This window comes from Cupriavidus sp. HE11 (assembly GCF_056097175.1).
On sequence record NZ_CP184465.1, the window covers coordinates 1,340,860 to 1,364,381 of the forward strand.

The 23,522-nt window shown below is 67.0% G+C and carries 23 protein-coding genes; 9 read left to right on the forward strand and 14 right to left on the reverse strand.

Annotated elements, in window-relative coordinates; genetic code table 11:
* Positions 1–240: 240 nt before the first annotated feature.
* Complete coding sequence (gene glmS / locus ACOABP_RS23370; protein ID WP_474228021.1) at positions 241–2,070, reverse strand: glutamine--fructose-6-phosphate transaminase (isomerizing); 1,830 nt, start codon at positions 2,068–2,070, stop codon at positions 241–243.
* A 153-nt stretch (positions 2,071–2,223) separates the two neighbouring features.
* Between glmS and ACOABP_RS23375 the strand changes: the two genes are divergently transcribed.
* Complete coding sequence (locus tag ACOABP_RS23375; protein WP_474228022.1) at positions 2,224–2,727, forward strand: Lrp/AsnC family transcriptional regulator; 504 nt, start codon at positions 2,224–2,226, stop codon at positions 2,725–2,727.
* Between the two features lie 25 nt (positions 2,728–2,752).
* Here the strand turns inward: ACOABP_RS23375 and ACOABP_RS23380 are convergent, their stop codons facing one another.
* Positions 2,753–4,315: a diguanylate cyclase domain-containing protein gene (locus ACOABP_RS23380; protein ID WP_474228023.1), complete on the reverse strand. Its 1,563-nt coding sequence runs from the start codon at positions 4,313–4,315 to the stop codon at positions 2,753–2,755.
* Positions 4,316–4,622: 307 nt separating this feature from the next.
* Between ACOABP_RS23380 and ACOABP_RS23385 the strand changes: the two genes are divergently transcribed.
* Complete coding sequence (locus tag ACOABP_RS23385) at positions 4,623–5,021, forward strand: hypothetical protein (RefSeq protein WP_474228024.1); 399 nt, start codon at positions 4,623–4,625, stop codon at positions 5,019–5,021.
* Between the two features lie 224 nt (positions 5,022–5,245).
* Complete coding sequence (locus ACOABP_RS23390) at positions 5,246–5,581, forward strand: cupin domain-containing protein (protein ID WP_474228025.1); 336 nt, start codon at positions 5,246–5,248, stop codon at positions 5,579–5,581.
* Positions 5,582–5,680: 99 nt separating this feature from the next.
* On the opposite strand, the gene ACOABP_RS23395 is transcribed toward ACOABP_RS23390, so the two are convergent.
* The 5 genes from ACOABP_RS23395 to ACOABP_RS23415 all read right to left on the reverse strand — a co-directional run bounded on the left by ACOABP_RS23395 (position 5,681) and on the right by ACOABP_RS23415 (position 9,842).
* Entirely contained in the window at positions 5,681–6,235 is a 555-nt protein-coding gene (locus tag ACOABP_RS23395) for a thioredoxin family protein (protein ID WP_474228026.1), read from the reverse strand.
* Positions 6,236–6,323: 88 nt separating this feature from the next.
* On the reverse strand, positions 6,324–6,743 hold the full coding sequence (locus ACOABP_RS23400; RefSeq protein ID WP_474228027.1) for an organic hydroperoxide resistance protein: 420 nt from the start codon (positions 6,741–6,743) through the stop codon (positions 6,324–6,326).
* Positions 6,744–6,806: 63 nt separating this feature from the next.
* Positions 6,807–7,376 (reverse strand): copper resistance protein CopQ, encoded by a 570-nt coding sequence (locus ACOABP_RS23405; protein ID WP_474228028.1) that lies wholly within the window; start codon positions 7,374–7,376, stop codon positions 6,807–6,809.
* Positions 7,377–7,797: 421 nt separating this feature from the next.
* Complete coding sequence (locus ACOABP_RS23410; protein ID WP_474230515.1) at positions 7,798–9,069, reverse strand: sensor histidine kinase; 1,272 nt, start codon at positions 9,067–9,069, stop codon at positions 7,798–7,800.
* Positions 9,070–9,098: 29 nt separating this feature from the next.
* Positions 9,099–9,842, reverse strand: coding sequence for a response regulator (locus tag ACOABP_RS23415; RefSeq protein WP_066740778.1), 744 nt, complete (start codon positions 9,840–9,842; stop codon positions 9,099–9,101).
* A gap of 229 nt (positions 9,843–10,071) precedes the next feature.
* On the opposite strand from ACOABP_RS23415, the gene ACOABP_RS23420 reads away from it, so the two are divergent.
* Positions 10,072–11,904 carry a cytochrome c biogenesis protein DipZ gene (locus ACOABP_RS23420; protein ID WP_474228029.1) on the forward strand — a complete coding sequence of 611 codons (1,833 nt, stop codon included), beginning with the start codon at positions 10,072–10,074 and terminating at the stop codon, positions 11,902–11,904.
* On the opposite strand, the gene ACOABP_RS23425 is transcribed toward ACOABP_RS23420, so the two are convergent.
* The gene (locus ACOABP_RS23425; RefSeq protein ID WP_474228030.1) at positions 11,883–12,488 is read right to left on the reverse strand and encodes a DUF2239 family protein; all 606 of its coding nucleotides are present in this window, start codon (positions 12,486–12,488) and stop codon (positions 11,883–11,885) included. The genes ACOABP_RS23420 and ACOABP_RS23425 overlap by 22 nt on opposite strands.
* A gap of 222 nt (positions 12,489–12,710) precedes the next feature.
* On the opposite strand from ACOABP_RS23425, the gene ACOABP_RS23430 reads away from it, so the two are divergent.
* Positions 12,711–13,100, forward strand: coding sequence for a hypothetical protein (locus ACOABP_RS23430; protein ID WP_474228031.1), 390 nt, complete (start codon positions 12,711–12,713; stop codon positions 13,098–13,100).
* A gap of 32 nt (positions 13,101–13,132) precedes the next feature.
* Here ACOABP_RS23430 and ACOABP_RS23435 read toward each other — a convergent pair whose 3' ends face one another.
* Genes ACOABP_RS23435 through ACOABP_RS23455 form a run of 5 tightly spaced genes read right to left on the reverse strand, consistent with a single transcriptional unit; the run spans position 13,133 to position 18,261 of the window.
* On the reverse strand, positions 13,133–13,999 hold the full coding sequence (locus ACOABP_RS23435; RefSeq protein WP_474228032.1) for an HpcH/HpaI aldolase/citrate lyase family protein: 867 nt from the start codon (positions 13,997–13,999) through the stop codon (positions 13,133–13,135).
* 14 nt (positions 14,000–14,013) lie between these two features.
* Entirely contained in the window at positions 14,014–14,973 is a 960-nt protein-coding gene (locus ACOABP_RS23440) for a tripartite tricarboxylate transporter substrate binding protein (protein WP_474228033.1), read from the reverse strand.
* A 36-nt stretch (positions 14,974–15,009) separates the two neighbouring features.
* Entirely contained in the window at positions 15,010–16,026 is a 1,017-nt protein-coding gene (locus tag ACOABP_RS23445) for a cyclase family protein (protein WP_474230517.1), read from the reverse strand.
* On the reverse strand, positions 16,026–17,258 hold the full coding sequence (locus ACOABP_RS23450) for a CaiB/BaiF CoA transferase family protein (protein WP_474228034.1): 1,233 nt from the start codon (positions 17,256–17,258) through the stop codon (positions 16,026–16,028). The genes ACOABP_RS23445 and ACOABP_RS23450 overlap by 1 nt, the downstream gene beginning before the upstream one ends.
* A gap of 16 nt (positions 17,259–17,274) precedes the next feature.
* On the reverse strand, positions 17,275–18,261 hold the full coding sequence (locus ACOABP_RS23455) for a tripartite tricarboxylate transporter substrate binding protein (RefSeq protein WP_474228035.1): 987 nt from the start codon (positions 18,259–18,261) through the stop codon (positions 17,275–17,277).
* Between the two features lie 122 nt (positions 18,262–18,383).
* On the opposite strand from ACOABP_RS23455, the gene ACOABP_RS23460 reads away from it, so the two are divergent.
* Both ACOABP_RS23460 and ACOABP_RS23465 read left to right on the forward strand, forming a co-directional pair.
* Positions 18,384–19,259: a LysR family transcriptional regulator gene (locus ACOABP_RS23460; RefSeq protein WP_474228036.1), complete on the forward strand. Its 876-nt coding sequence runs from the start codon at positions 18,384–18,386 to the stop codon at positions 19,257–19,259.
* Positions 19,260–19,409: 150 nt separating this feature from the next.
* Positions 19,410–20,462, forward strand: coding sequence for a DUF1254 domain-containing protein (locus ACOABP_RS23465; protein ID WP_474228037.1), 1,053 nt, complete (start codon positions 19,410–19,412; stop codon positions 20,460–20,462).
* An 89-nt stretch (positions 20,463–20,551) separates the two neighbouring features.
* Here ACOABP_RS23465 and ACOABP_RS23470 read toward each other — a convergent pair whose 3' ends face one another.
* Positions 20,552–21,112, reverse strand: coding sequence for a ferritin-like domain-containing protein (locus tag ACOABP_RS23470; protein WP_474228038.1), 561 nt, complete (start codon positions 21,110–21,112; stop codon positions 20,552–20,554).
* Positions 21,113–21,562: 450 nt separating this feature from the next.
* Here ACOABP_RS23470 and ACOABP_RS23475 point away from each other — a divergent pair, with 450 nt between their 5' ends.
* Together ACOABP_RS23475 and ACOABP_RS23480 are read left to right on the forward strand one after the other, a co-directional pair.
* The gene (locus tag ACOABP_RS23475) at positions 21,563–22,510 is read left to right on the forward strand and encodes an MBL fold metallo-hydrolase (RefSeq protein WP_474230519.1); all 948 of its coding nucleotides are present in this window, start codon (positions 21,563–21,565) and stop codon (positions 22,508–22,510) included.
* A 92-nt stretch (positions 22,511–22,602) separates the two neighbouring features.
* Positions 22,603–23,514, forward strand: coding sequence for a bestrophin family protein (locus tag ACOABP_RS23480; protein WP_474230521.1), 912 nt, complete (start codon positions 22,603–22,605; stop codon positions 23,512–23,514).
* The last annotated feature ends 8 nt before the right edge of the window (positions 23,515–23,522 follow it).

Consider the following 23,522-nt stretch of genomic DNA (forward strand, 5'->3'; position numbering starts at 1 on the left):
GGGGTCTGTCTCCTGTCCTGTTTATTCACCCAAAGCAGTTCGCGCGGTAGTCGGTGAGTGTCTGACAAGTGCGTAGGCCAACGTCGGGGTCCACACCCGATGTCCGGAACGTCCGCTTTCCGTACCGGCTGGCGCATGCATTCCTGACCTGGATTGTTGATGCGCCCGGCGGTCCAGACCCGTCGGGCCTCCCTTGATCCATCGCGCCCGCTCTCCTCCCGGAGGGGCGCTTCTTTTTTCTCATTCCACCGTTACCGACTTTGCCAGGTTGCGTGGCTTGTCGATATCGGTGCCACGCGCCAGCGCCGTGTGATACGCCAGCAATTGCATCGGAATGGTGTGGACGATTGGCGACAGCAGGCCGTAGTGCTCGGTCAACCGGATAATCTCCAGCCCGTCGCCCGGCTGCAATGCGCAGTCGATATCGGCGAACACATAGAGCTTGCCGTTGCGCGCGTGCACCTCGTGCATGTTCGACTTCAGCTTTTCCAGCAGGCTGTCGTTGGGCGCCACGGCCACCACCGGCATCTGGTCGCTGATCAGGGCCAGCGGCCCGTGCTTGAGTTCGCCGGCCGCGTAGCCTTCCGCATGGATGTAGGAGATCTCCTTCATCTTCAGCGCGCCTTCGAGCGCGATCGGATAGTGCATGCCACGCCCCAGGAACAGGATGTTCTCCTTGCGGGTCAGCTGATCGGCCCAGCCGATGATGTGCGGTTCCAGTGCCAGCACGCGGCTCAGCGCGTCGGGCAGGTGTCGCAGTGCGCGCAGGTGTTCCTGCTCTTCGGCGTCTGGCAGCCGGCCGCGCATCTGCGCCAGCGTCAGCGCCAGCAGGAACAGCGCCACCAGCTGCGTGGTGAACGCCTTGGTGGACGCCACGCCGATCTCCACGCCCGCCCGTGTGATGAAGTGCATTGCACAAGCCCGCACCAGCGCGCTGGTGGCCACGTTGCAGATGGCAAGCGTGCGATGCATGCCGCGCTCGCGGGCCGCCTGCACGGCACCGAGCACGTCCGCCGTTTCTCCGCTTTGCGACACCGCCACCACCAGCATGTTCGGATTGCTGAAGCCGTCGCGATAGCGATACTCGCTGGCGATTTCCACCCGCACGGGCAGGTTGGCGAGCCGTTCGATCCAGTAGCTGGCCGTCAGCGCCGCGTGATAGCTGCCGCCGCACGCCAGCAGCAGCACCGCGTCGACCGTCTCCAGCTGGCGATAGGCGCCGTCGCCAAACAGCTCGGGCATGATCGACGTGATGTCCTGCAGCGTGTCGACCACGGCGCGCGGCTGCTCGAAGATTTCCTTCTGCATGTAGTGCTGGTACAGGCCCAGGTCCGCCGCCGCACTGTGCGCGGCCACCGTATGCACGGCACGTGTCACGCGCCGGCCATCGGCGTCGACGATCCAGTGGCGATGCATCTGCACATCGGCCACGTCGCCATCCTCCAGATAGACGATCTGGTTCGTGACGGCAGCCACCGCGATAGCGTCCGACGCCAGGTAGTTCTCGCCCGCGCCAATGCCCACGACGAGCGGCATGCCGTGCCGGGCGCCGACCAGCCGATGCGGCTCGTCGCGGCACAGCACGGCAATCGCATAGCTGCCGCGCAGCCGCCTGACGGCCTCGCGCACCGCGTCGAACAGGTCGCCGTTGTAGAGGTGGTCCACCAGGTGCGCGATGACCTCGCTGTCAGTCTGGCTGGCGAACACATAGCCGTGGGCTTCCAGCTCGCCGCGCAGGGCCTCGTGGTTTTCGATGATGCCGTTGTGGGACAGCGCGATGCGCGGCGCGAGATCGCTCGGCGAGAAATGCGGGTGGGCATTGGCCGTGATGGGCTTGCCGTGCGTGGCCCAGCGCGTGTGGGCAATGCCCGTGTATCCGTCGATGGCCTGCTCGGCCACGTCGCGCTGCAGGGCCGCCACCCGATCGACGCTGCGCGACCGCACCAGCCGCCCACCCTGCAGGGCGGCCACGCCGCACGAGTCATAGCCGCGATACTCCAGCCGCTTCAGGCCGTCGACCAGTTCCCCAACGATGTCGCGCTGCGCAACGGCGCCCACAATTCCGCACATAGCCCCTCCGGTTTCCAATATTGCGCATCCGTTCGATGCGATGGATCGGATGGTAGGCCGCCCGACATGAAATTTTCTTTCGAAAAATTATCGTCCATGATGTTTTCTATTGATGTACGATCATTCTGAAATTTTCTTTCACGAGAACCAGCCATGACCACCATTGCCCTGGACGAACTCGACCTGCGCATCCTTCAGGTCATGCAGGGCGATGCATCGCTGACCAATGTCGAACTGGCGGCACGCGTCTTTACTTCGGCGCCAACCACCATGCGACGCGTACGCCGCTTGCGGGAGACCGGGGTGATTGCACGCGAGATAGCCGTGCTAGATGCCGAAAAAGTTGGCAATACGCTGGCGGCCATCATCGAGGTCACGCTGGACCGGCAGACCGCCGAGGACTGTGCGGCATTCGAAAGCCAGGTCTGCGCGGAGCCGGCGGTGACACAGTGCTACCGCGTCTCGCCGGGGCCGGATTTCGTGGTGATGGTGGAACTGCGCGACATGGCCGCCTACGACGCCTTCGCGCGGCGCCTGTTCCGCGGCGCCAGCAACGTGCGCAACGTGCGGACGTTCTTCTCGACGCATCGCGCCAAGTTCGCGGCCAACGCGCCGGTCAATCCCGACGGCAACGCAAACCCGGCCGGCCTGCCCTGATCCCCCCGTTGCCCGTGTTGCCACTTCAGGCGGCCTTGCACGGCAACGCCCCGCTGAAGCAGTAGCCGTTCTTGCCCGACCGCTTTGCCACGTACATGCTTTCATCGGCCAGGTTCAGCAGGTAGTCGGGTTCTTCGGCATCGTCCGGATACAGGGCAATGCCGATGCTCGGGGTAATGCTGACCGGACAGCCGTTGATCATGTCGATCCCGCCCACTGCCTGCACCAGCCGTTCGGCCAGCGGCGCCACGTGTCCGATGTCGGCGACGTCCTCAAGCACGATGGCAAACTCGTCGCCGCCCAGGCGCGCCACGGTATCGCCGTCGCGCAACTGGGCCTTCAGGCGCTGCGCCACCGTGATCAGCGTCTCGTCGCCAATGCCGTGCCCCAGCGTGTCGTTGACGGCCTTGAACCCATCGAGATCGATAAACATGACGGCCACATGCGTGCCCCCCCGGCGCGCCCGGCCAACAGCCTGCTCCAGCCGCTCTCCCAGCAGCGCGCGATTGGGGAGCCCGGTCAGCGCATCGTGTGTGGCCAGGTAGCCCAGGCGATCCTGGGCCAGCTGGCGCTGGGTGATATCGGCGCAGACCGCCACGAAGTTGGACACCTCGCCCTTGGGGCCGCGAATGCCGTGGATCGACAGCGATTCGCGATAGATCGCACCGTCCTTGCGACGGTTCCATAGCTCGCCGCGCCAGTGGCCGGTCTCGCGCAACGCCTGCCACATATCGCGATAGAACTCGGGCGGCTGGCGGCCGGAACCGAGCATGCGCGGCGTATTGCCGATCAGTTCGGCCTCGGCATAGCCCGTGAGCCGCACAAAGGCCGGGTTCACTTTCTCGATGACGCCGTGCGCGTCGGTAATCATCATGCCGTCCTGCGTCAGCTCGAACGCCTGGTCCACCAGCCACAGGCTGTAGCGCGAAGATCGCCGTGCATCGTCGCGCTCGCGCAGCAGCCGGAAGCCAAAGGCCAGCGAAACGGCCATGGCCACGGCCAGCACGGCCGCCGCGGCTTTGGCGGTGCGCTCCAGCATCTGTGTGCTGCCCTGCGCCAGCGCTGCAGCCTGTACGACATTGGCGTCGATGGCGCGCGCCATCAGGTCGTCCATGTGCTGCATCAGGCCGATTTGGGCGCTCAGGTACGCCTGGGCCGCGTCGTGGTGCCCCGCCACGATCATCTCGGCCGTCGCCAGCGCCAGGTTGCGGAACGCGGCCAGCTCATGGCGCAACGCGTCGGCCGTCTGCTGCTCCCGGAGGCCGCTGACGTTGGCCGGATAGTACGCGGCCCAGGCCTTGTCCATGCGCGCCAGGTCATCGCGCACGCCGGCCACGATGGCGTGATCGTCACCGTGCGCTCGCATCGCCAACGCCTTCCACAGCCGGCGCCGCGCTTCCAGGCAACTGGCCCGCAGTTCGCCCAGCTGTCCCACCGGCAGCGTGTTGCCCACATAGATGGCGGTCACGTACGAATCGAACCGCTTCATGACAAACAGCCCACCGCCCACCAGCAGGGCTGTGACCAGTGCGCCAAGCGCCATCGTACGTATCAGGCCGACCCTCACCGAGCGGAGATATGTCTTCATCAATTGTCAGGGCCATCGGATGCGGGGGTACCGGAGATAACGGCAGTTCGGGCGATCTCTATACGGCTGCGCGACGCTATCAGACAGGCCTGACGCCGACCTGACCCGGCGACGAGGTGTCGGCCATTCCCCGCCACCGGGCGGGTGCGGTGTTGGCGGGCGACCAACGCCCAAGGGCGTTATTCAGTGCTGGCGCGCCAGCGCCGCCACATTCGGCCACCTGCATCCGCTGGTACGGGAACTGCGTAATAGCAGAGGAACGTCTCGCGACGTTCCGTTGTGTTTCACCTGCCTTTGGAGCTTTGCCATGTCACGCAGATTCACCATTTCCCTTCTCTCCACCACTGCCCTGGCCCTCGGCCTGGCGGCAGGCGGCGCCCATGCCTCGGGCCCGCGCGACAGCACGCACGCTGGCAACAGGTACGGCTACAACTTCCGTATCGACGCGCGCGATGTCTACACCGATGGCGCCCGTACCGGCCGATTTGATACGTTCAGCGAAGGCGCACGTGTCGTGGCCCCGACCACGCGCGAAATCGACAACGACCGTTCCCTGTCAGGGATGGACCTTCGTGGCGTGTCAGCCGCGCCCTCGCGCGTGATCGACGTCTACACCGACGGCGCACTGGCCGGCATGGACCTCCGCGGCGTATCGGCGGCGCCCTCGCGCACGATCGACGTCTACACGGACGGCGCGCTGGCCTGAACAGCCAGCCTGCGGGTCACGCCTGTCGCGACGTGACCCGCTACCCCAATCGCCCACGGAATCGCCCGCGCGCCAGGCCACCCCGGGTCGACATACGCTGCCTGCGCCACACTCGGCCTCCGTCACGCTGTGCCTTGCACGTGATTTGGCAATAGACTGAAACCTGCCGCGCGCAGGAAGGCGCGGCTGTAGAACCAGCCAATCCCCAGTCAGCGAGCGAAGCCATGTCGATTCCCCACCTGTCTTCCGGCCAGACCGCCAGCGTGCTACCGCTTGGCGCCAACCTCAAGAACACCCCCACCACCGCGCTGTTCAAGGCCCCCCACATGGAAGTAGCCCGCCTGGTGATGCTGGCAGGCAAACAACTGCCCCCGCACGCCGTAGCCGGCCCCCTGACCATCCAGTGCATCGAAGGCGAAGTCGACGTCGCACTCGATCACGGCTCGCAGCGCCTGAAACCCGGCGACCTGATCTACCTGGCCGGCAATGTCCGGCATGACGTGAAGGCGCTGACCGATGCGTCGGTGCTGTTGACGATGGTGTTGCTGGATGGCCAGTAGCACGGCGGCGGCAGAGCAATAAAAAGGGCCTTGCGAACAAGGCCCTTACCAGGTTCCGAAGCCAGCTCGGACTTCGATCACTGCGCACCGGCAGCGCACTCACTGCAGTTGTGCCGGCTTGCGCTCCGCCAGCAGTTTCTGGATGGCCGCCTCGGTTTCCTTGTAGCGGCCCTCGCCGTAGTGCTGGTACACGATGCGGCCATTGGCATCGATCAGGTAGAGCGCGGGCCAGTACTGGTTGCGATAAGCGGACCACGTGCCGTACATGTTGTCTTGCGCCACCGGATAGCGGATGTCATGGCGCTTGAGCGCGGCCTGCACGTTCTCCGTCGATTTCTCGAACGGGAATTCCGGCGTGTGGACGCCCACCACCACCAGGCCCTGGTCCTTGTACTTGTCGTACCACTGTTTCACATACGGCAGCGTGTTCACGCAGTTGCCGCAGGCGTACGTCCAGAAGTCGACCAGCACTACCTTGCCGCGCAATTGCTGCATCGTGAGCGGCTCGGAATTCAGCCAGTGGTTGATCCCCACGAATTCGGGCGCGGCGCCCTGGTCGCCAACCTTGGGACTTTCGGCGATGGCGCCGGTGCCGAAGGTGTAGATGGCCGCGATGCCGATGGCGGCAAGCATGGCGCGGAATACGTTACGCATGATTCAGGGGCCTTTCAGGAGATGCTCGCCCCGTGACCCGGCTGGCGGATCGGCGGATCGGCGGGTCGACAGGGCGATGCGGCACTGGTCAGACCAGTTCGGTTTCGATATGGATGTTGCCGTGCAGCGCCTTCGAGTACGGGCAGGTGCGGTGCGCGGTGTCCACCAGCGCCTGCGCCACCTGGCGCTCGATGCCGGGGATATGCACCCGTAGCCGTGCCTGCAGCAGGTACTCCACGCCGGCCGTGCCCAGGTCCACTTCGGCATCTACGGAAAGGTCTTCCGGCAGCTTGATCTTCTGCTTGCCCGCTGCCAGGCCGATGGCGCCGATAAAGCAGGCAGACCAGCCGGCAGCCAGCAGCTGCTCGGGGTTGGTGCCGCTGCCCTTGCTGCCCGGCGACGACAGGTCGATGTCGAGCTTGCCGTCGTCGCTGCGGGCCGAGCCGTCGCGGCCGCCGGACGTGATGTGGACCTTGCCGGTGTACAGGACTTTTTCGATACGGGCCATGATGGTTTCCTTGTCTCTTTCAGTGGTCTGGTTGTAGGGATGCGGATTCGGGATTTCGGGGACTCAGGCGTAGGCGCCGTCCAGGTACGGATCGACGCTGCGTGCCGGGTCGGCCGAGACGCCGGTGCGGTCCATGCCGGCCACCGTGTGTGCGCCTTCGTAGTACGGGTCCAGCGTGCGGGCGCCGTCCAGGTACGGGTCGGCCGAGCGGGCCGGCGGGGCCGAGACGCCCGTGCGATCCAGGCCGGCTACCGTATGTGCACCGTCGTAGTAGGGGCTGCGCGGTTCCTGTACCGAGCGGGCGCCGTCGTAGTACGGGCTGCGCGGCTCTTGCACCGAACGGGCGCCGTCGAGGAACGGATCGGCCGAGCGCACCGACAGGCTGGCTACCGTGTGGGCGCCGTCGTAGTAGGGGCTGCGCGGCTCCTGTACCGAGCGGGCACCTTCGGTGTACGGGTCGCGGGCGTCGGTAGCCGAGCGGGCACCTTCGCTGAACACATCGCGTGCACCCTGCACGGCACGAGCGCCGTCGGTGTACACGTCGCGGGCACCGACAACGGAAGCCTGAGCGCCAGCGGCGGCGGCAACCAGGGCAACGGCGAGAACAAGGCGCTTGGTGAGGTTCTTGGACATGATGATTTCCTTTTCAGTGGTATGCGGTCGATTCGGTCGATTGCCTGGCAGCGTTTTCGCTCTGTCGTTTGTGCGTCGCGCTGCCATGGACCGTATTTAAGGCGGCCCACGTATCGCGCCCGTAGCGACTTGGCGGCTGTTGTGTCAGGGCACGTATCGTCGCGTCGGCCTGATACAAAGGCGTACAAAAAGGAAGAAAGCCTGCAGGCAGGCGAGAAGTCCGGAGAGCGGGGAGAACCAGAGATGTGCACCTTGCGGCACTACCTCTTCCATGAACGGGAGAGGGTTGGAAAGCGGGGTAAGGGAGAGGGGGGTGAGGCGCTGGTGGCCTGCCGGCTGCGATTTGAAGCGCTGGCCCTCTCCCCCGGCCCCTCTCCCGCAAGCGGGAAAGGGGAGCAGACCCGTGGCCGGCTAAAAGGGATCAGCCCAGCCGGATATCGGCAGCCAGGCCGCCGCCTTCGCGGTTGCGCAGGGTCAGCGAGCCACCGATGGCCGCTGCAAGCTGATGGGCGATGGCCAGGCCCAGGCCGGTGCCGCCGGTTTCGCGGTTGCGCGAGCCTTCCAGGCGTACAAACGGCTGCAATACGGCCTCGAGCTTGTCTTCGGGGATACCGGGGCCCCGGTCCATGATCGATATGACCACGGTGTCGCGTTCGCGGTGGACGCCCACTTCTGCGGCCCCTCCGCCATATTTGATGGCGTTGTCGATCAGGTTGGTCAGCACCCGTCGCAGGGCATTGCGTCGCGTGACGATGGCGCCACCGGCGTTCTCGCCAATCGTCACGTCCTTGCCGGTGTCCTGGTAGTCGTAGACCAGGCTTTCGACAAACGATCCCAGATCGATGCGGGACGCCTCCTCGGAATCGCCGCCGGTACTGCGCGCGTAGGCCAGCCCTTCGCGCACCAGCGTCTGGATTTCCGCCAGGTCGTTCACCAGCTTGCGCTTTTCCTCGGAATCCTCGGCCATCTCCGCGCGCAGCTTCATCCGCGTGATGGGCGTCTGCAGGTCGTGAGAGATGGCGGCCAGGATCTGCACGCGTTCCTCGACAAAATGCGCGATGCGGTCGCGCATGGCGTTGAAGGCCCGCGCCGCCTGCGCCAGTTCCGTGGGACCGTGCTCGTCCAGCGGTTGCGAGCGGGTATTCGGATTGAGCGCGTCGGCGGCGTCGGCCAGCGCCACCAGCGGGCGGATCGACAGGCGCACGGCAAACCAGCAGCACAGGATCAGCAGCAGCAACTGCAGCACCAGCACATAGGGCAGCCACTCGGCGATGGGCGTCATGCGCGGATGCACGTCGATGGTCAGCGGACTGCCGTCGCTCAGCGTCAGGTGCGCCTGAAGCTGCTTGCCGTCGCCCGGAATCGACTGCACCGTGACCGGGTAGTGCGTGCCGGTGGCTTCCATGATGCGCTCGGCGATATCGCGCCCGCGCTGCGTCATTTCCGGCACCCCCGGCGATCCCGGCCCAAGGATGTACTGGTAGTTGCCACGGTTCACGCGGGGCAGCCACTGCGGGCGTTCGGCGGCCGGAATCCGGTCCAGGATCGCCACCGATGTCGCCACGTCGGTCTCCAGCGTGCCCAGCATGACCTGCCGCGCCGACATGTACCGCTCCGAAAACAGCACGGCAAACGACATCAGATGCGCGACGATCATGCCCGCCAGCAGGATCAGGAACAGGCGCGACCCCATGGTATGGGGCCAGCGCCAGCGGCGCGTGCTCACTGACGGGCCTCCGTGATCTCCACGGGCATCGAGAACACATAGCCCTCGCTGCGCACCGTCTTGATATAGGCCGGCTCGCGCGCATCGTCCTTCAGGCGCTGGCGCAGGCGGCTCACCAGCAGGTCCACCGACCGCTCGAACATGTCGGCTTCGCGGCCCTGGGTCAGGTTCAGCAGCTGGTCGCGGTTCAGCACGCGCTGCGGGTGGTCCACGAAGACGCGCAGCAGCCGGTATTCGGCGCCGCTCAGCGCGACGATGGTGCCTTCGTTGTCGATCAGGTGGCGTGCCGTGGTGTCCAGCTGCCAGTCGCCGAATGCCAGCATCTGCCCGGCCTCGGTGATCTGCAGGTTCGGCGGCAGCATCCGGGTACGGCGCAGCACGGCCTTGATGCGCGCCAGCAGCTCGCGCGCCGCGAACGGCTTGGTCAGGTAGTCGTCGGCCCCCATCTCCAGGCCGATGATGCGGTCGGTCTCGTCGTCGCGGGCGGTCAGCATCAGCACCGGCGTGGACTTGTGCTTGCCGGCGCGCAGTTCGCGGCACAGCACCAGGCCATCGTCGCCGGGCAGCATCACGTCCAGCACGATCAGGTCGACCGTGTTGGCGTCCAGGAACTGCCGCATATGCCGGCCATCCGGCGCCATGGTCACCCGCAGCCCGTTCTTGGTCAGGTAAGTGGATACCAACTCCCGGATCTCCCGGTCGTCATCGACGATCAGGACATGGTCGACATGCGATTCCATCAGCTTCACCCCTGGCGATCTATTTTTAGGAAAAATGTGAACAATCAGTCTGTTGGCGAGATTGTATGGGCGGCCGGGCCTTCGCGTGTATCGCAATGTATCTGGCGGCTGCGGCCCCACAAAGCCATACAACTTCGCCGGTTGGCGACACATTTACGGTAGATCACGGGCGTCTCATTGGGGCATGCCAGATTGCTGGCCCCTCATCCTTGCCGAAAGGAACCCGACCATGACGCTGCTGATCCTTGCCTACCTGGGTGGTGCCCTGACCATCCTGAGCCCGTGCATCCTGCCCGTGCTGCCATTCGTACTGAGCGGCAGCGGCCAGCCATTCCTGCGCGGACGGCTGCCGATGCTGGCCGGCATGGCGCTGACCTTTGCAGCGGTAGCCACGCTGGCATCGGTGGGTGGCGCCTGGGCGGTACGCGCCAACGAATACGGCCGCTATGCGGCGCTGGCCCTGCTGGCGATGTTCGGGGTGTCGCTGCTCGTACCCAGGCTGGCCGACGCGCTGACCCGGCCCGTGGTGGCGCTGGGCAACCGGCTGGCCGGCGATGGCACGGCCGGCGCGGCATCGCCGTGGGCCTCGCTGCTGCTGGGCGTGGCAACGGGCATGTTGTGGGCCCCGTGTGCCGGCCCGATCCTGGGCATCGTGCTGACCACGGCCGCGCTGCAGGGCGCCAGCGTGCAAAGCTCGCTGCTGCTGGTGGCCTATGCGGCCGGCGCGGCCACGTCGCTGGCCGCCGCGCTGGGCGTGGGCGGCCGCCTGTTCGCGGCGATGAAGCGGTCGATGGGGGCTGGCGAATGGCTGCGTCGCGGCCTGGGGGTTGGCGTGCTGGGCGGCGTGGCCGCCATCGCCATCGGGGCCGATACCGGCTTCCTGGCGCGCCTGTCCGTGAGCGGCCCGGCCCGGCTGGAACAGGCGCTGGTCGACCGGCTGCACAACGCATCGGCGCCGGCGCCGCAGGCTGGGAACGTGGTGCCGGCCACGGCCGCCACCGCATCCGGTGAAGCCGGCCCCGGGGCCAATGCCGGCATGCTGCTGGCGGCCAACGGGACGGGATTCGACGGCTACGGCGTCGGCAACCGCCTGCCGGTGGAAGGCCTGTTGCCGTCGCTCGACGGCGCGGTCCAGTGGTTTAACACGCCCAACGGCGCACCGATCACGCGCCAGCAGCTGCAGGGCAAGGTCACGCTGGTCTATTTCTGGACGTACTCGTGCATCAATTGCATCCGCACGCTGCCCTACCTGCGCGCCTGGGCCGACAAGTATCCGGGCCTGCAGGTCATCGGCGTGCACACGCCCGAGTTCGCGTTCGAAAAGAAGCCCGACAACGTGCGCCGCGCCATCGGCGACTTCAAGATCGGCTTCCCGGTGGCCGTGGACAGCGACTACAACATCTGGCGCGCCTTCAACAACAACTACTGGCCGGCGGCCTACTTCGTCGATGCGCGCGGCAATATCCGCCATCACCAGTTTGGCGAAGGCGACTATGCGAATTCCGAGCGCGTGATCCAGACCCTGCTGGCCGAAGCCGGCCAGCCGTCGGCGTCGCGCGACGTGGTGGTGCCCGACGCCAGGGGCGCGCAGGCCGCCCCCGACCTGCGCAACGTCCGCTCGGGCGAGACCTATGTGGGCTACAACCAGGCGTCGAACTTCGCCTCGGCGGGCGGCATCCGCCCCGACGCTCCGCGCAACTACGCCCTGGACGGCAAGCTGCACCTGAACCAGTGGGGGCTGGCGGGCCAATGGACGGTGGGGCCGGAGTTCGCCACCGCAGAGCGCGCCGACGGCAGCATCCGCTACCGCTTCCAGGCCCGCGACCTGCACCTGGTGCTGGGCCCCGCCGCCAACGGCCGCGCGGTGCGCTTCGTGGTGACGATCGACGGCAAGGCGCCGGGCGAGAGCCATGGCGCCGACATCGACGCCAACGGCAACGGCGCAATCACGGCCACGCGGCTTTACCAGCTGGTGCGCCAGGCAGGCGAGGTGGGCGAACACACGTTCGAGATCCGCTTCCTCGACCCGGGCGCCCAGGCTTACGCGTTCACGTTCGGCTGATCGGTATCGAAGGCCGGCGCGGCCAGCTTGCGGGCGTGCTCGCGCAGGTCGGCGGGCCACGCCTGCGACAGCGCCAGGAAGCGCTCGCGGTCGCCGCCATACAGCGCGCGCGACGCCTCCTCGTACCCGGGCTGGTTGCCGAGCATCGTCGACATGAAGCGATCCGCCGCCGCCTTGGCACGGCTGGCGGCCAAACCCGCGCCCTCCACGCCCTGCCCCTTGCGCGCAGCGTCTACGAGCTTGCGCAACGTTACCGACGCCCCGCCGGACTGCTCGCCCAGCCATTCCCAGTGGCGCGGCAGCAGCGTGACTTCGCGCGCCACGACACCCAGCTTCGGACGCCCGGCGCCCTTCCTGGCCGGGCCCTCATCGGCAGCCGGCGGTGCCAGCCGCGCGGCGATGTCGGCATCGCTGCCGCGCAGGTCGAAATCCACCTGCCGGCCGGTGACATCGCCAAACGCCAGGATCGATTGATTGGGATCGGCACGCAGCGCGGCCGCCACGGCCAGCGCCACTTCCACCGGCGTGCCGGACGCCAGCCGCCGTTCGCCCGCAAAGGCGGTACACGATTCGTTGTCTTCCATGTGGGTCTCCCGACTCCGGTTTTGATGGGAGACTATATTACCCGGGTAATATAGATTCAGTCAATTACACCCGGGTAATATTTTTCCGCAGGCGCGCCAAGTTCGCGGCCTGTCGGCCCGCTGCGGGCGCTTGCCGGTGTTCCCGGCAAGCTTTGACCCGAAGCGCCGCGCATGGCAGCATCGCGGGGCAGATTTTCCAGACGACTTCTTACGGGACTTTCAATGATCGGAATCCGGCCACTACTGATCGCGGCCATCGTTACGCCGCTGCTGGCCGCCTGCGCCAGCGGCAGCAGCATGGAGTACCTCGAATCCCAGGATGGCAACACGCTCCATTCGGACGCCAGCGTGGGCGACCTGGTGCTGTGCCTGAAGCAGAAGCTCGGGGATGACGCCACGGTGGAGGCCTACCCCGAACCAGGCAAGGTGGATGTGCGCGTGGGCTATGGCCATCGCGCCGATGCAGGTTACTCGTACCTGATCAACCTGCGCGCCGCGCGGCAGGGTACGGACGTACAGATCCGCAGCGCGGGCGACTGGCGGCCCATGCTGAGCAAGGGCCGTGTCACCGGCTACGTCAAGGACTGCAAGCCGGGCACCGCGGCGCGGTAAGCGCAGTCAGCACGCGACACGCCAGGCACGCTTCATCCGGCCCGGCCCATCGTCCGCGCCTGTGCCAGCACGGCGCGGGCGCGCTCCACGAACGGGCGGTCCACCATCTTGCCGTCGACCAGATAGGCGCCCACGCCTTTGGCGTCGGCTTCGTCGGCGGCTGCCACGATCCGCTGCGCAGCGGCGATCTCCGCTTCGGTCGGCTGGAACACCTCGTTGGCGAGCGCGATCTGGCTCGGGTGGATGCAGCTCTTGCCCAGATACCCCAGCCGGCGCGCCAGCTCGGCTTCGGCACGGTAGCCATCGGCATCCTTCACGTCCGCGAAGGCTGCGTCATAGGCGAACACCCCGGCCTCGGCGGCGGCCATGCGCATCTGGTACATGGTCTGCGCCACGGCCAGCGTTTCGCGCCGGTGGATGCCGGCCGGCTCGAACAGGTCGGCGTAGCCCAGTTGCAGGCCCGCCACGCGCGCATCGGCGGCGGCCAGTTCATGCGCGCGGCGCAGCCCGCGCGGCGACTCGATATTGAGCAGCAGCCTGACCGGCGTGGTCACGCCGTTGGCGGCTTCGGCCAGTGCCACGGCCCTGGCGGCCAGGTGCACCTGCTCCACCTCTTCCACCTTCGGCACATTGACCAGATGCAGCCCGTTGCGCACCACGGCCACGATGTCGGGCGCGAAGTGGGCGGTGTCCGGCGCGTTCACGCGCACGATGATCGTCTTGCCCGATGCCACGGTACGGCCCGAGGCCAGCAGGTCCTGCAGCGCGGCGCGGGCTTCGGCCTTGCGCGGCTCGGCCACGGCATCTTCGAGGTCGAACGACAGGGCATCGGCCGCGCTGGCCAGCGCCTTGTCGAACAGTTCCGGGCGCGATCCCGGTACAAACAGTTTGCTGCGCATGATCGCCCTCACCCTTATTCCGCGCGAATATTGCGCTGCTTCACCAGCGCACCCCAGCGGGCCGCCTCGCCCTGCACGAACTTGCCGAACTGCTGCGGCGAATTGCCCACCGGCTCCAGGCCCATCTGGCGCAGCTTTTCCTGCACGTGCGGGTCCGCCACGGCGTCCTGCACTTCCTTCGCCAGCCGTGCCACCACCTCGGGCGGCGTGCCCTTGGGCACCCACACGCCGTTCCACTCCAGCACCTCGAAGTCGGGCAGGCCGCTCTCGGCCAGCGTCGGCGTGTCGGGCAGGCCCGGGTTGCGCTTGAGCGACGTCACCGCCAGCGCCTTGAGCTTGCCGCTCCGGGCGTAGTTGAGCGTGGAGGCCACGTTGCCGAAATAGGCCGACACCTGGTTGCCCATGACATCGGTCAGCGCCGGCGCACCGCCCTTGTAGGGCACATGCAGCAGGTCGATGCCGGCCTTGGCGTTGAGCAGTTCGCCCGCCAGATGCGACCCGCTGCCCGCGCCGGCCGACGCGAACGTCAGCTTGCCCGGGTTGGCCTTGGCATAGGCGATGAACTCCTTGACTGTCTTGTATGGCGCATTGGGCGGCACCACCAGGATGTTGGCGGCGGTAGCCACCAGCGAAATCGGCACCAGTTCCTTGAGCGGGTCGAACGACATCTTGCGCAGGCTCGGATTCACCGCGAACGCCGAAGCGTCGTACAGCACCGTGTAGCCATCGGGCGTGGCCTTTGCCACCGCTTCCTCGCCAATCACGCCGGCCGCGCCGGGGCGATTGTCGATGACCACCTGCTGGCCCATCGACGCGCTCATGCGCTGCGCGATCACGCGCGCCGTATTGTCGGCACCACCACCCGCGGAATACGGCACGATCATGCGGAGCGGGCGGTCGGGAAAGGCTGCGGCGGCCAGCAGCGGCGCGCAGGCGGCCACTGCGACCAGCAGCTTGCGGCAGGTCGGATGCATGGGGAGTCTCCTCGTTTCTTTACGTTTCGCTGGCTGTCAGACCGTGGCGATGGGATTGGCCGGCGATCCCACCGCGCGCGGCAGGTGCATCGGCGGCGCCGTCAGCAGGAACGACGCGCGTCCAGCCTGGTGCAGCCAGGCTGCAAGCGGCGTCAGGTGCCACATCTCGCCCAGCGGAATGCCAAGCTTGACCAGGCAGAGTTCGTGCAGCGGCAGCAGCGGGCCGGTCGTGCCTGGCGGCAGTGCGTGGCGGCGCTCTTCCACCGCGTGGTTGTCCGCGGCGATGGCGGCGATGCCGGCTTCGTCGATCCAGCGCAGCAGCCGGGCGTCGGTGCCGTCGAGCACCGCGCAGGCGTTGCGCAGCCCCGAATGATCATCGGCGGCAGACAGCTGCAGCGCCATGTCGGCCAGGCCGGTATGCACGCAGAGGATGTCGCCGCGCTGCACATCCACGCCATCGGCCTCGATCACGCGCATCAGGTCGTCATAGCCGACCGCGCGCCGCGCCGGGCCGAAGTGCCGGTGCAGGTCCACCAGCGTGCCGCGCCCCTGGATGCCGCGCGCCGCCATCGGCGCAATCGACAGGGCCTGGGCGCCAATAAACGTGCCATCGGCGGCGCTGCCGGAACCGACCGAAAAACCGTTGTAGCCGACCGTTTCGGCCTGACCATCGCCATCGGCATCGAACAGGCAGTTCACATGGCCCAGGGCGTCCCACTGCGTGGAGTACTGCGGCGACAGCGTGACGTGGTCGTCGCTGATCACGTCGGTGGCGCCCGGCACATCGCCAGCCATGGGCCGATTGAATACGCGCTGTCCGTCCTTTTCCGACGGATGCAGCACGGGCGGACGGCGGCGCGGGTTCAGCACGCCGGCACGCGGCACATCGAGCGGCAGGCTCAGCGAGAACGTCAGGCCCTCGCGCACCTCGCGCACGGCGGCCAGCACCTGGGCCGGGCCGATCAGGTTGAGGCGGCCAAGCTGGTCGTCGGGACCGAAGTCGCCCCAGTTGGATCCTTGCGGGCGGTGCGCCCAGCGCGGGTTCGCGGCCATCATTGGTCCTTGCTGGCGTCAATCACCACGCCGGCGGCCTGCAGCGCGGCGATGCGTGCGTCGTCGAGCCCGGCCGCGCGCAGCGCCTCGACCGAATGCTCGCCCAGTGCCGGTGCCGCGCGCCGGAACGTGCCCGGCGTGCCGCCCAGTCGCGGCGAGATGTTGTGCACGGGAATCTGGCCCATCTCGGCATCGGGAATTTCCACCACGATGTCGCGTGCGTGGAAATGCGGGTCGTGCTCGATATCCGAGATGTCGTAGATCGGCCCGATCGTCACGCCGGCCTTGTCGAAGAACGCCACGCAGTCGGGCTGGGTCATCGTGCCAAGGAATTCGCCGATGATGCCGTCCAACAGCGCGGCGTGCTTCACGCGCTCGGCATTGGTGGCGAAGCGCGGATCGGTAATCAGCTCGGGCCGGCCGATGGCGCGGAACAGCCGCTCCGTCATGGCCTGCGTGGATGCCGACAGGCATACCCATTTGCCATCGGCCGTCTGATAGGCATTGCGCGGTGCGCTGTTGGTGGACCGGCTGCCCGTGCGCGGCTTGACCTTGCCGGTCAGCCGGTAATTGGCGGCCTGGGCACCCAGGATGGCGAAGATCGGATCAAGCAGCGGCAGGTCGATGACCTGGCCCACGCCGCCGCGCACTTCCACGTTGCGCACGGCGCTGAGCACGCCGATGGCGCCGTAGAGGCCGGCGGTCATGTCGCCCAGGTAGATCGGCGGCAGCACCGGTTCGCGGTCGGCAAAGCCGTTCATCGACGCAAACCCCGACATGCCCTCGACCAGCGTGCCGAAGCCGGGTCGATGCGAGTAGGGGCCGTCCTGGCCCCAGCCGGAAACGCGCACGATCACGAGCCTGGGGTTGCGCGCCATCAGCACGTCGGGGCCCAGGCCCATGGTTTCGAGCGTGCCGGGCTTGAAGCTTTCGACGAACACATCGGCATGCGCCACGAGGTCGAGGATCACGTCGATGGCGCCTTCGCCCCGGAAGTTCAGGCACAGGCTGCGCTTGTTGCGGCAGTACGCCTTCCAGGCGGTAGACACGTCCCTGACCTTCCAGTCGCGCAGGGTGTCGCCGCTGGCCGGCTCCACCTTGAGCACATCGGCGCCCAGGTCGGCCAGCGCCATCGTCAGCGTGTTGCCCGCCACCAGGCGGGAGAGGTCGAGGATACGGATGCCGTCGAGCGGTCCGGTGGCGTCGGGCGCCAGCGCTTGCTGCCTGAACATGGAAAGACTCTGTGAATTATTCGGCGGTGATGTTGCGGGCCTTGGCTACCTGCTTCCAGCGCGCGCTGTCGCGGCGGATATGCTCGGCGAACTGGGCCGCGGTCATCGCGGACGGCTCGGCGCCTTCGCGCGAGAAGATCTCGCGCATTTCGGGCGTGGCAATGATGTCGCGGATCTCGGCGTTGAGCTTGTCCACCAGCGGCTGCGGCGTGCCGGCCGGCGCAAACACGCCCCACCAGAGTTCGGCGGAATAGTTGGGCACGGTCTCGGCCACCGACGGCCACTGCGGCGCAAAGCGCGAGCGCGACGGCGACGTCACGCCCAGCGCGCGCAGCTTGCCACCCTTCACCTGCGAGGCCACGGACGGAAAGCTGGCAATCACGAACTGCACCTGCCCGGCGATCAGGTCGGTCAGCGCGTTCGAGATGCCCTTGTACGGCACGTGCGTGAATTCGATACCGGCGTCACCGGCCAGCAGTTCGCTGGACATCTGGTTGATCGATCCGATACCGGAAGAGCCATAGTTGATGCCGCCCTTGTCCTTCTTCGCCGCGGCGATCAGGTCGGCCACGGTCTTGTAGGGCGACTTCTCGGACACGGCCAGCACCATCGGGCCGCTGGCCAGCATGGCCACCGGCGCGAAGCTCTTGTTCACGTCGTAGCTGGTCTTGGGCTGGACGGCGGCATTGCCTGTGAACGTGGACGACGTGATCATCAGCGTGGCGCCATCGGGCGCCGAGCGCGCCACGAATTCGGCGCCGATGGCACCGCCGGCGCCCGGCTTGTTGTCGACGATGGCCGTGACGCCAAGCTTCTTCGACAGCTTCTCGCTGACCAGCCGTGCGAACACGTCGTTGCTGCCGCTGGGCGGGAACGGCACCACCACGCGGATGGTCTTCGGGATCACGGGTTCCGCCGCATGAGCGGCCGGCATGCAGGCGACGCCAGCAAGGGCGGCGATGAAAATTGCGAGGGTACGCAGGCGATGGCGATGCGGCGTCACGACGTTGTCTCCGGTTTATTGTGCAGTGCGGCACCTGTTTTTCGGCGCCGTCCGACCACATCCTAGCCATGCCGCTGGTTGAGATAAAGTGACGTTTTTAAATCTATCGGTGAGAAAAACTCATGAAGGTCGAGTGCTTCCAGACGCTGGCCGCCGTCCTGCGCTGCGGCAGCTTTGCCGGGGCGGCAGCCGAGATGAGCCTGTCGCCCAGCGCGGTCAGCCTGCAGATGAAGCAGCTGGAGGCGTACTTCGGCCAGCCGCTGTTCGACCGATCGGCATTGCAGGTGCGCCCCACCCCGTTTGCGCTGGAGGTGAGCGCCACGCTCGACGGCGCCATGCACGCGATGGAGTCGCTGCGCCGCCGCTCCGCGCCCAAGGTGGAAGGCAAGGTCACGCTGGGCATCATCGAGCCGATGCAGGTGACGCTGCTGCCGCCGTTCACGGCGCTGGTGCGGGAGCGCTATCCCAACCTGGACGTGCGGCTGGAACGCGGCCGCTCCACCGCGCTGGTGGATGCGCTGCGCTCGGGCGCCATCGACGCCGCCGTGGTGGCCCAGCCGGAAGCGGGCGCCTCGGCCCGCGTGCGCTGGGCCCCGCTGTTCCGCGAGCCCTGCGTGCTGGTGGCCCCGCGCGATTCGGCCGGTCGCACGGTCAAGGCGCTGCTCAAGGCGTACGAATGGATCCGCTTCGATACGTCGACCATTGCCGGCTCGGTGGCCGCCGACTTCGTACGCCGTACGGCGCCCGACGTACGCTCGCGCATCGAACTGCTGTCGATTCCGGCCATCGTCGCGATGGCCTCGCGCGGGCTGGGCGTGTCCGTGCTGCCCCAGCCCGACCCCTACCTGCTTGAGGCGTTTCCGGTGCGCGTGATGACGCTGGGCGACACGCCGCCGTCCCGGCAGATATCGTTCGTGTCACGCGTGGCGCCGGCCGAAGACCGCGTCATCGCCGCGCTGCTCGACACCCTGCGCAGCGCCGCAGCCGGAAAGGTCTGAGCGTCCGGGGCGCCGGGTCGCGGCGCGGTCAGTTAAACGGTTTCGCCGGGTGATCTGAGTCCTTTCGCACAGCGCGCCGCCGCGCGGTAGCTTGCGGCATACTGGCCCGCGAGTGGCCCTGGGCCACGCTTCCTTGGGAAAGGTGAGCCAGTGAAAAAGACGCAGATTGTCAAAATCGCCAATGCCATCGCGGTTGCAGCCCTTGCCGGTGCGGGCATGGCCCATGCACAGGAAAAACCCGCCGCGGAAGGCGCCCCGGTGCCGGTCACGCCCGACAACTTCGTGCGCGCCGAATCGGACATGTACATGACCGGCCTGGCCAAGCAGGGCGGCGTGGGCAAGCTGCTGCACCGCCGCGAGCCCGCGTCGATCGAGCACCAGACCGTGATCCGCCTGAACCGCGACACGATCTATTCGTCCGGGGTGTTCGACCTGGACGCCGGCCCGGTGACGATCACCATGCCCAACCCGGGCAAGCGGTTCATGTCGATGCAGGTCATCAGCGAGGACCACTACGTGCCGGCGGTGTACTACGGTGCCGGCAAGCACGTACTGACCCGCGAGAACGTAGGCACGCGCTACGCAGTGGTGGGGGTGCGGACGCTGGTGGACCCGGCCAGCCCCGAGGACATCAAGCAGGTGCACACGCTGCAGGACGCCATCCAGGTCAGCCAGAAGGCGCCGGGCACACTGCAACTGCCGGACTGGGACCAAGCCAGCCAGAAGAAGGTGCGCGACGCGCTGCTGGTGCTGCAATCCACACTGCCCGACTACAAGGGGGCCTTCGGCAAGAAGGGAGAGGTCGATCCTGTCCGGCACCTGCTCGGCACTGCCGCGGGCTGGGGCGGCAATCCCGAAAAGGACGCGACGTACCTGAACGTGACGCCTCCGAAGAACGACGGCAAGACCGTCTACCGGCTCAATGTGAAGGACGTGCCCGTGGATGGTTTCTGGTCGGTGAGCGTCTACAACGCCAAGGGCTACTTCGAGAAGAACCCCGCCGGCGCCTATACGCTGAACAACCTCACGGCGAAGAAGGATGCGGACGGCGGCATCACGATCCAGTTCGGCGGCTGCGAGGCCAATACCGCCAACTGCCTGCCGATCGTCGACGGCTGGAACTACACGGTGCGGATGTACCGTCCGCGTCAGCCGGTGCTCAGCGGCAAGTATCAGTTCCCGGCACCCCAGCCGGTGAACTGAGTCCCGCGCCGCGACAACGCGGTATCGAAGAAGGCGAGGCCACGGCCTCGCCTTTTTTCATGCCCGGGCTGCGAAGTCAGGCACCATGCCTAGTGCTTCTTGCCCTTGTCATCGGGGTGCGACGACAGCAGGTCCAGCATCTCGTCCGCATGTTCTTCCTCGACGGCCAGGATGCTCTCCATCAGCCGGCGCGACGTCGGGTCCTTCTCGCCGATGAACTGCACGATCTCGCGGTAGGTATCGATGGCGATACGCTCGGCCACAAGGTTCTCCTTGATCATGTCGGTCAGCGACGTGCCCTCCACGTATTCGGCATGGCTGCGCGAGGCGAGGCTGTCGGGCGACAGGTCCGGCTCGCCGCCAAGCTGCACGATCCGCTCGGCGATCTGGTCGGCATGGCCCTGTTCCTCGTTGGAGTGGGCCAGGAATTCATCGGCCACGCTCTTCGAGTTGGGCCCCTTGGCCATGAAGTAGTGGCGTCGATAGCGCAGCGTGCAGACAATCTCGGTAGCCAGCGCCTCGTTGAGCAGCTTGATCACGGTGTCGCGCTCGGCATCGTACCCAGCGGTCACCGCGCCGTCGTCGATGTGTTGGCGGGCACGCTCGCGAATGGTCTTGATGTCCGTCAGGAACGGTTGCTTGTTAGACATGGGGACTCCTTCGTCATCGTTCGAATGGTCCCGCGCCCCGCTGCATGCGGGGGCGGCCTTTATCGCTGCAGGCAAAAACGGTGCCATTGGCGCAGGCCCGGCAAAACCGTCGCCGGGGCCCCATGTCCATGTGCTTTTTACAAATGCGGGGCATCGAAGCTTGCAATAGGCATGGCTGGCATGGCTGGCCCTGCGGCGTGCCCCCATCACACGAAGGGCCTATCCCCGCTACCGCAAGGCCGACTTGCCGCTGCCCGGAGTTCCGCGTAGTGTGACGATTTGCGTACATCTGCCGCAGATTGCAGATGCCGAACCTCGCTTACATGGAGATCCACGATGGAATCGCGCCTGCCCCGCGCCCGCATTGCCTCAGTTGCGCTGTCCCCGCGGTTGTCCCCACTGTTGTCCCGCCTGTCGGCCACGGCCACCGCCGCGGCAGTTGCCGCCGTCATGGCCACCGCGCTGCCGCTGACGGCCAGCGAGGCCCATGCCGCCCCGCCCGCCCAGCAGAAGACCCAGGTACCCGGCTACTACCGCATGATGGTGGGCCAGCTCGAAGTCACCGCGCTCTACGACGGCTATATCGATCTGGACCCCAGGATGCTGAAGTACACCAGCGCGCGTGAGGTCCAGAGCCTGCTGGCACGCATGTTCGTGGCCTCGACGCCGGGCATGCAGACGGCCGTCAACGCCTACCTGGTCAACACCGGCACGCACCTGGTGCTGGTCGACACGGGCGCGGCCGCGTGCTTTGGCCCGACCCTGGGCGGCATCCTGCAGAACCTGCGTGCATCGGGCTACACCCCGGAACAGGTGGATACGGTGCTGCTGACCCACCTGCACGGCGACCACGCCTGTGGCCTGACCGCCGACGGAAAGCCCGTGTTCCCAAACGCCACGGTGTACGCCGACAAGGCCGATGCCGACTACTGGCTCAGCGAATCGGCGGCCGCCAGCGCCCCCGAAGGCGCCCGGCCGCTGTTCGGCATGGCGCGCAATGCGGTGGCGCCGTACCAGGCTGCCAACCAGTTCCGCACCTTCAACGCCACGGCCGGCGAAGAGCCGATCCCGGGCGTACGCGCGGTACCCACGCGCGGCCACACGCCGGGCCATACCGGCTACCTGTTCGCCGCGGGCAAGGAAAACCTGCTGCTGTGGGGCGATATCGTCCACAGCCACGCCACGCAGTTCCGCCGCCCGAACATCGCCATCGAATTCGACGTGGACAGCCACCAGGCCGTGCTGACGCGCCAGCGCGTGCTGGCCGATGCCGCCAAGGGCAAGCTGTGGGTAGGCGGCGCGCACCTGCCGTTCCCTGGGCTGGGGCACGTGCGGCGCGACCAGGTGGGCTACACCTGGGTGCCGGTGGAATTCGGCCCGATCCGCAGCGACCGCTGACGGCGACTGGCCGCGACTGGCGGCGGCTACCCCGCTGACGCCGGCGCGCCGGCGTGCGAACATGGCATCTTTGCCCCGATGTCCGCACGCCGATGATTACCCGTCCGCCGCTTCACTGGTTCAAGATGCTGTTTGTGCTGCGGGGGTCGGTCCTGCCCAGGATTGCCCCGCAGCTCGTCACGATCACGCTGTTCGCGGCGGTCATCACGCTTTTCCATGGACGGATCGGCGAATGGAAGGTGTCGCTGAATTTCGTGCCGTTCTCGCTGATCGGCCTGACCCTGGCCATCTTCCTCGGCTTTCGCAACAGCACCAGCTACGCGCGATTCTGGGAAGGCCGCACGCTGTGGGGCAGCGTGCTCAACGAATCGCGCTCGCTGACGCGCCAGGCGCTGACGCTGGTGGCCGACCAGCACGACGCACGGCGGCTGGCCTACCGGCTCTGCGCATTCGTGCACGCCTTGCGCCACCAGCTACGCGGCACCGACGCATGGCCCGACGTGGCGCCGTTTCTCGATGAGGCCGATGCCGCGCGGCTGAAGGCGGCAAGGTTCAAGCCGGCCATCGTGCTGCTGATGGCCGGCGAATGGGTTGGCGAGCGGCTCAGGGCAGGCCAGCTGGCGCCGGCGCTGGCCCAGCCGATGGAGATGTCGCTGAACCAGCTCAGCACCGCGCTGGGCGGCTGCGAACGGCTGGCCAGCACGCCGATCCCGTTCACATACTCGGTCATCATCCACCGCTGCATCTACCTGTATTGCGTGCTGCTGCCGTTCGGCCTGCTCGACTCGATCGGGCTGATGACGCCGGTCATCGTCTGCTTTATCGCCTATACGTTCTTCGCACTCGAAGCGCTGAGCGCCGAGATCGAGGAGCCGTTCGGCGAGGAACCCAACGACCTGGCCCTGACGGCCATGTCCTACATGATCGAGTCGACGGTGCTGGAGATGATTGGCGAGGCGCCCAGGAGCGCCGCGCCGTCGCCGCACGACTTTATCCAGGTCTGACGCGCGGC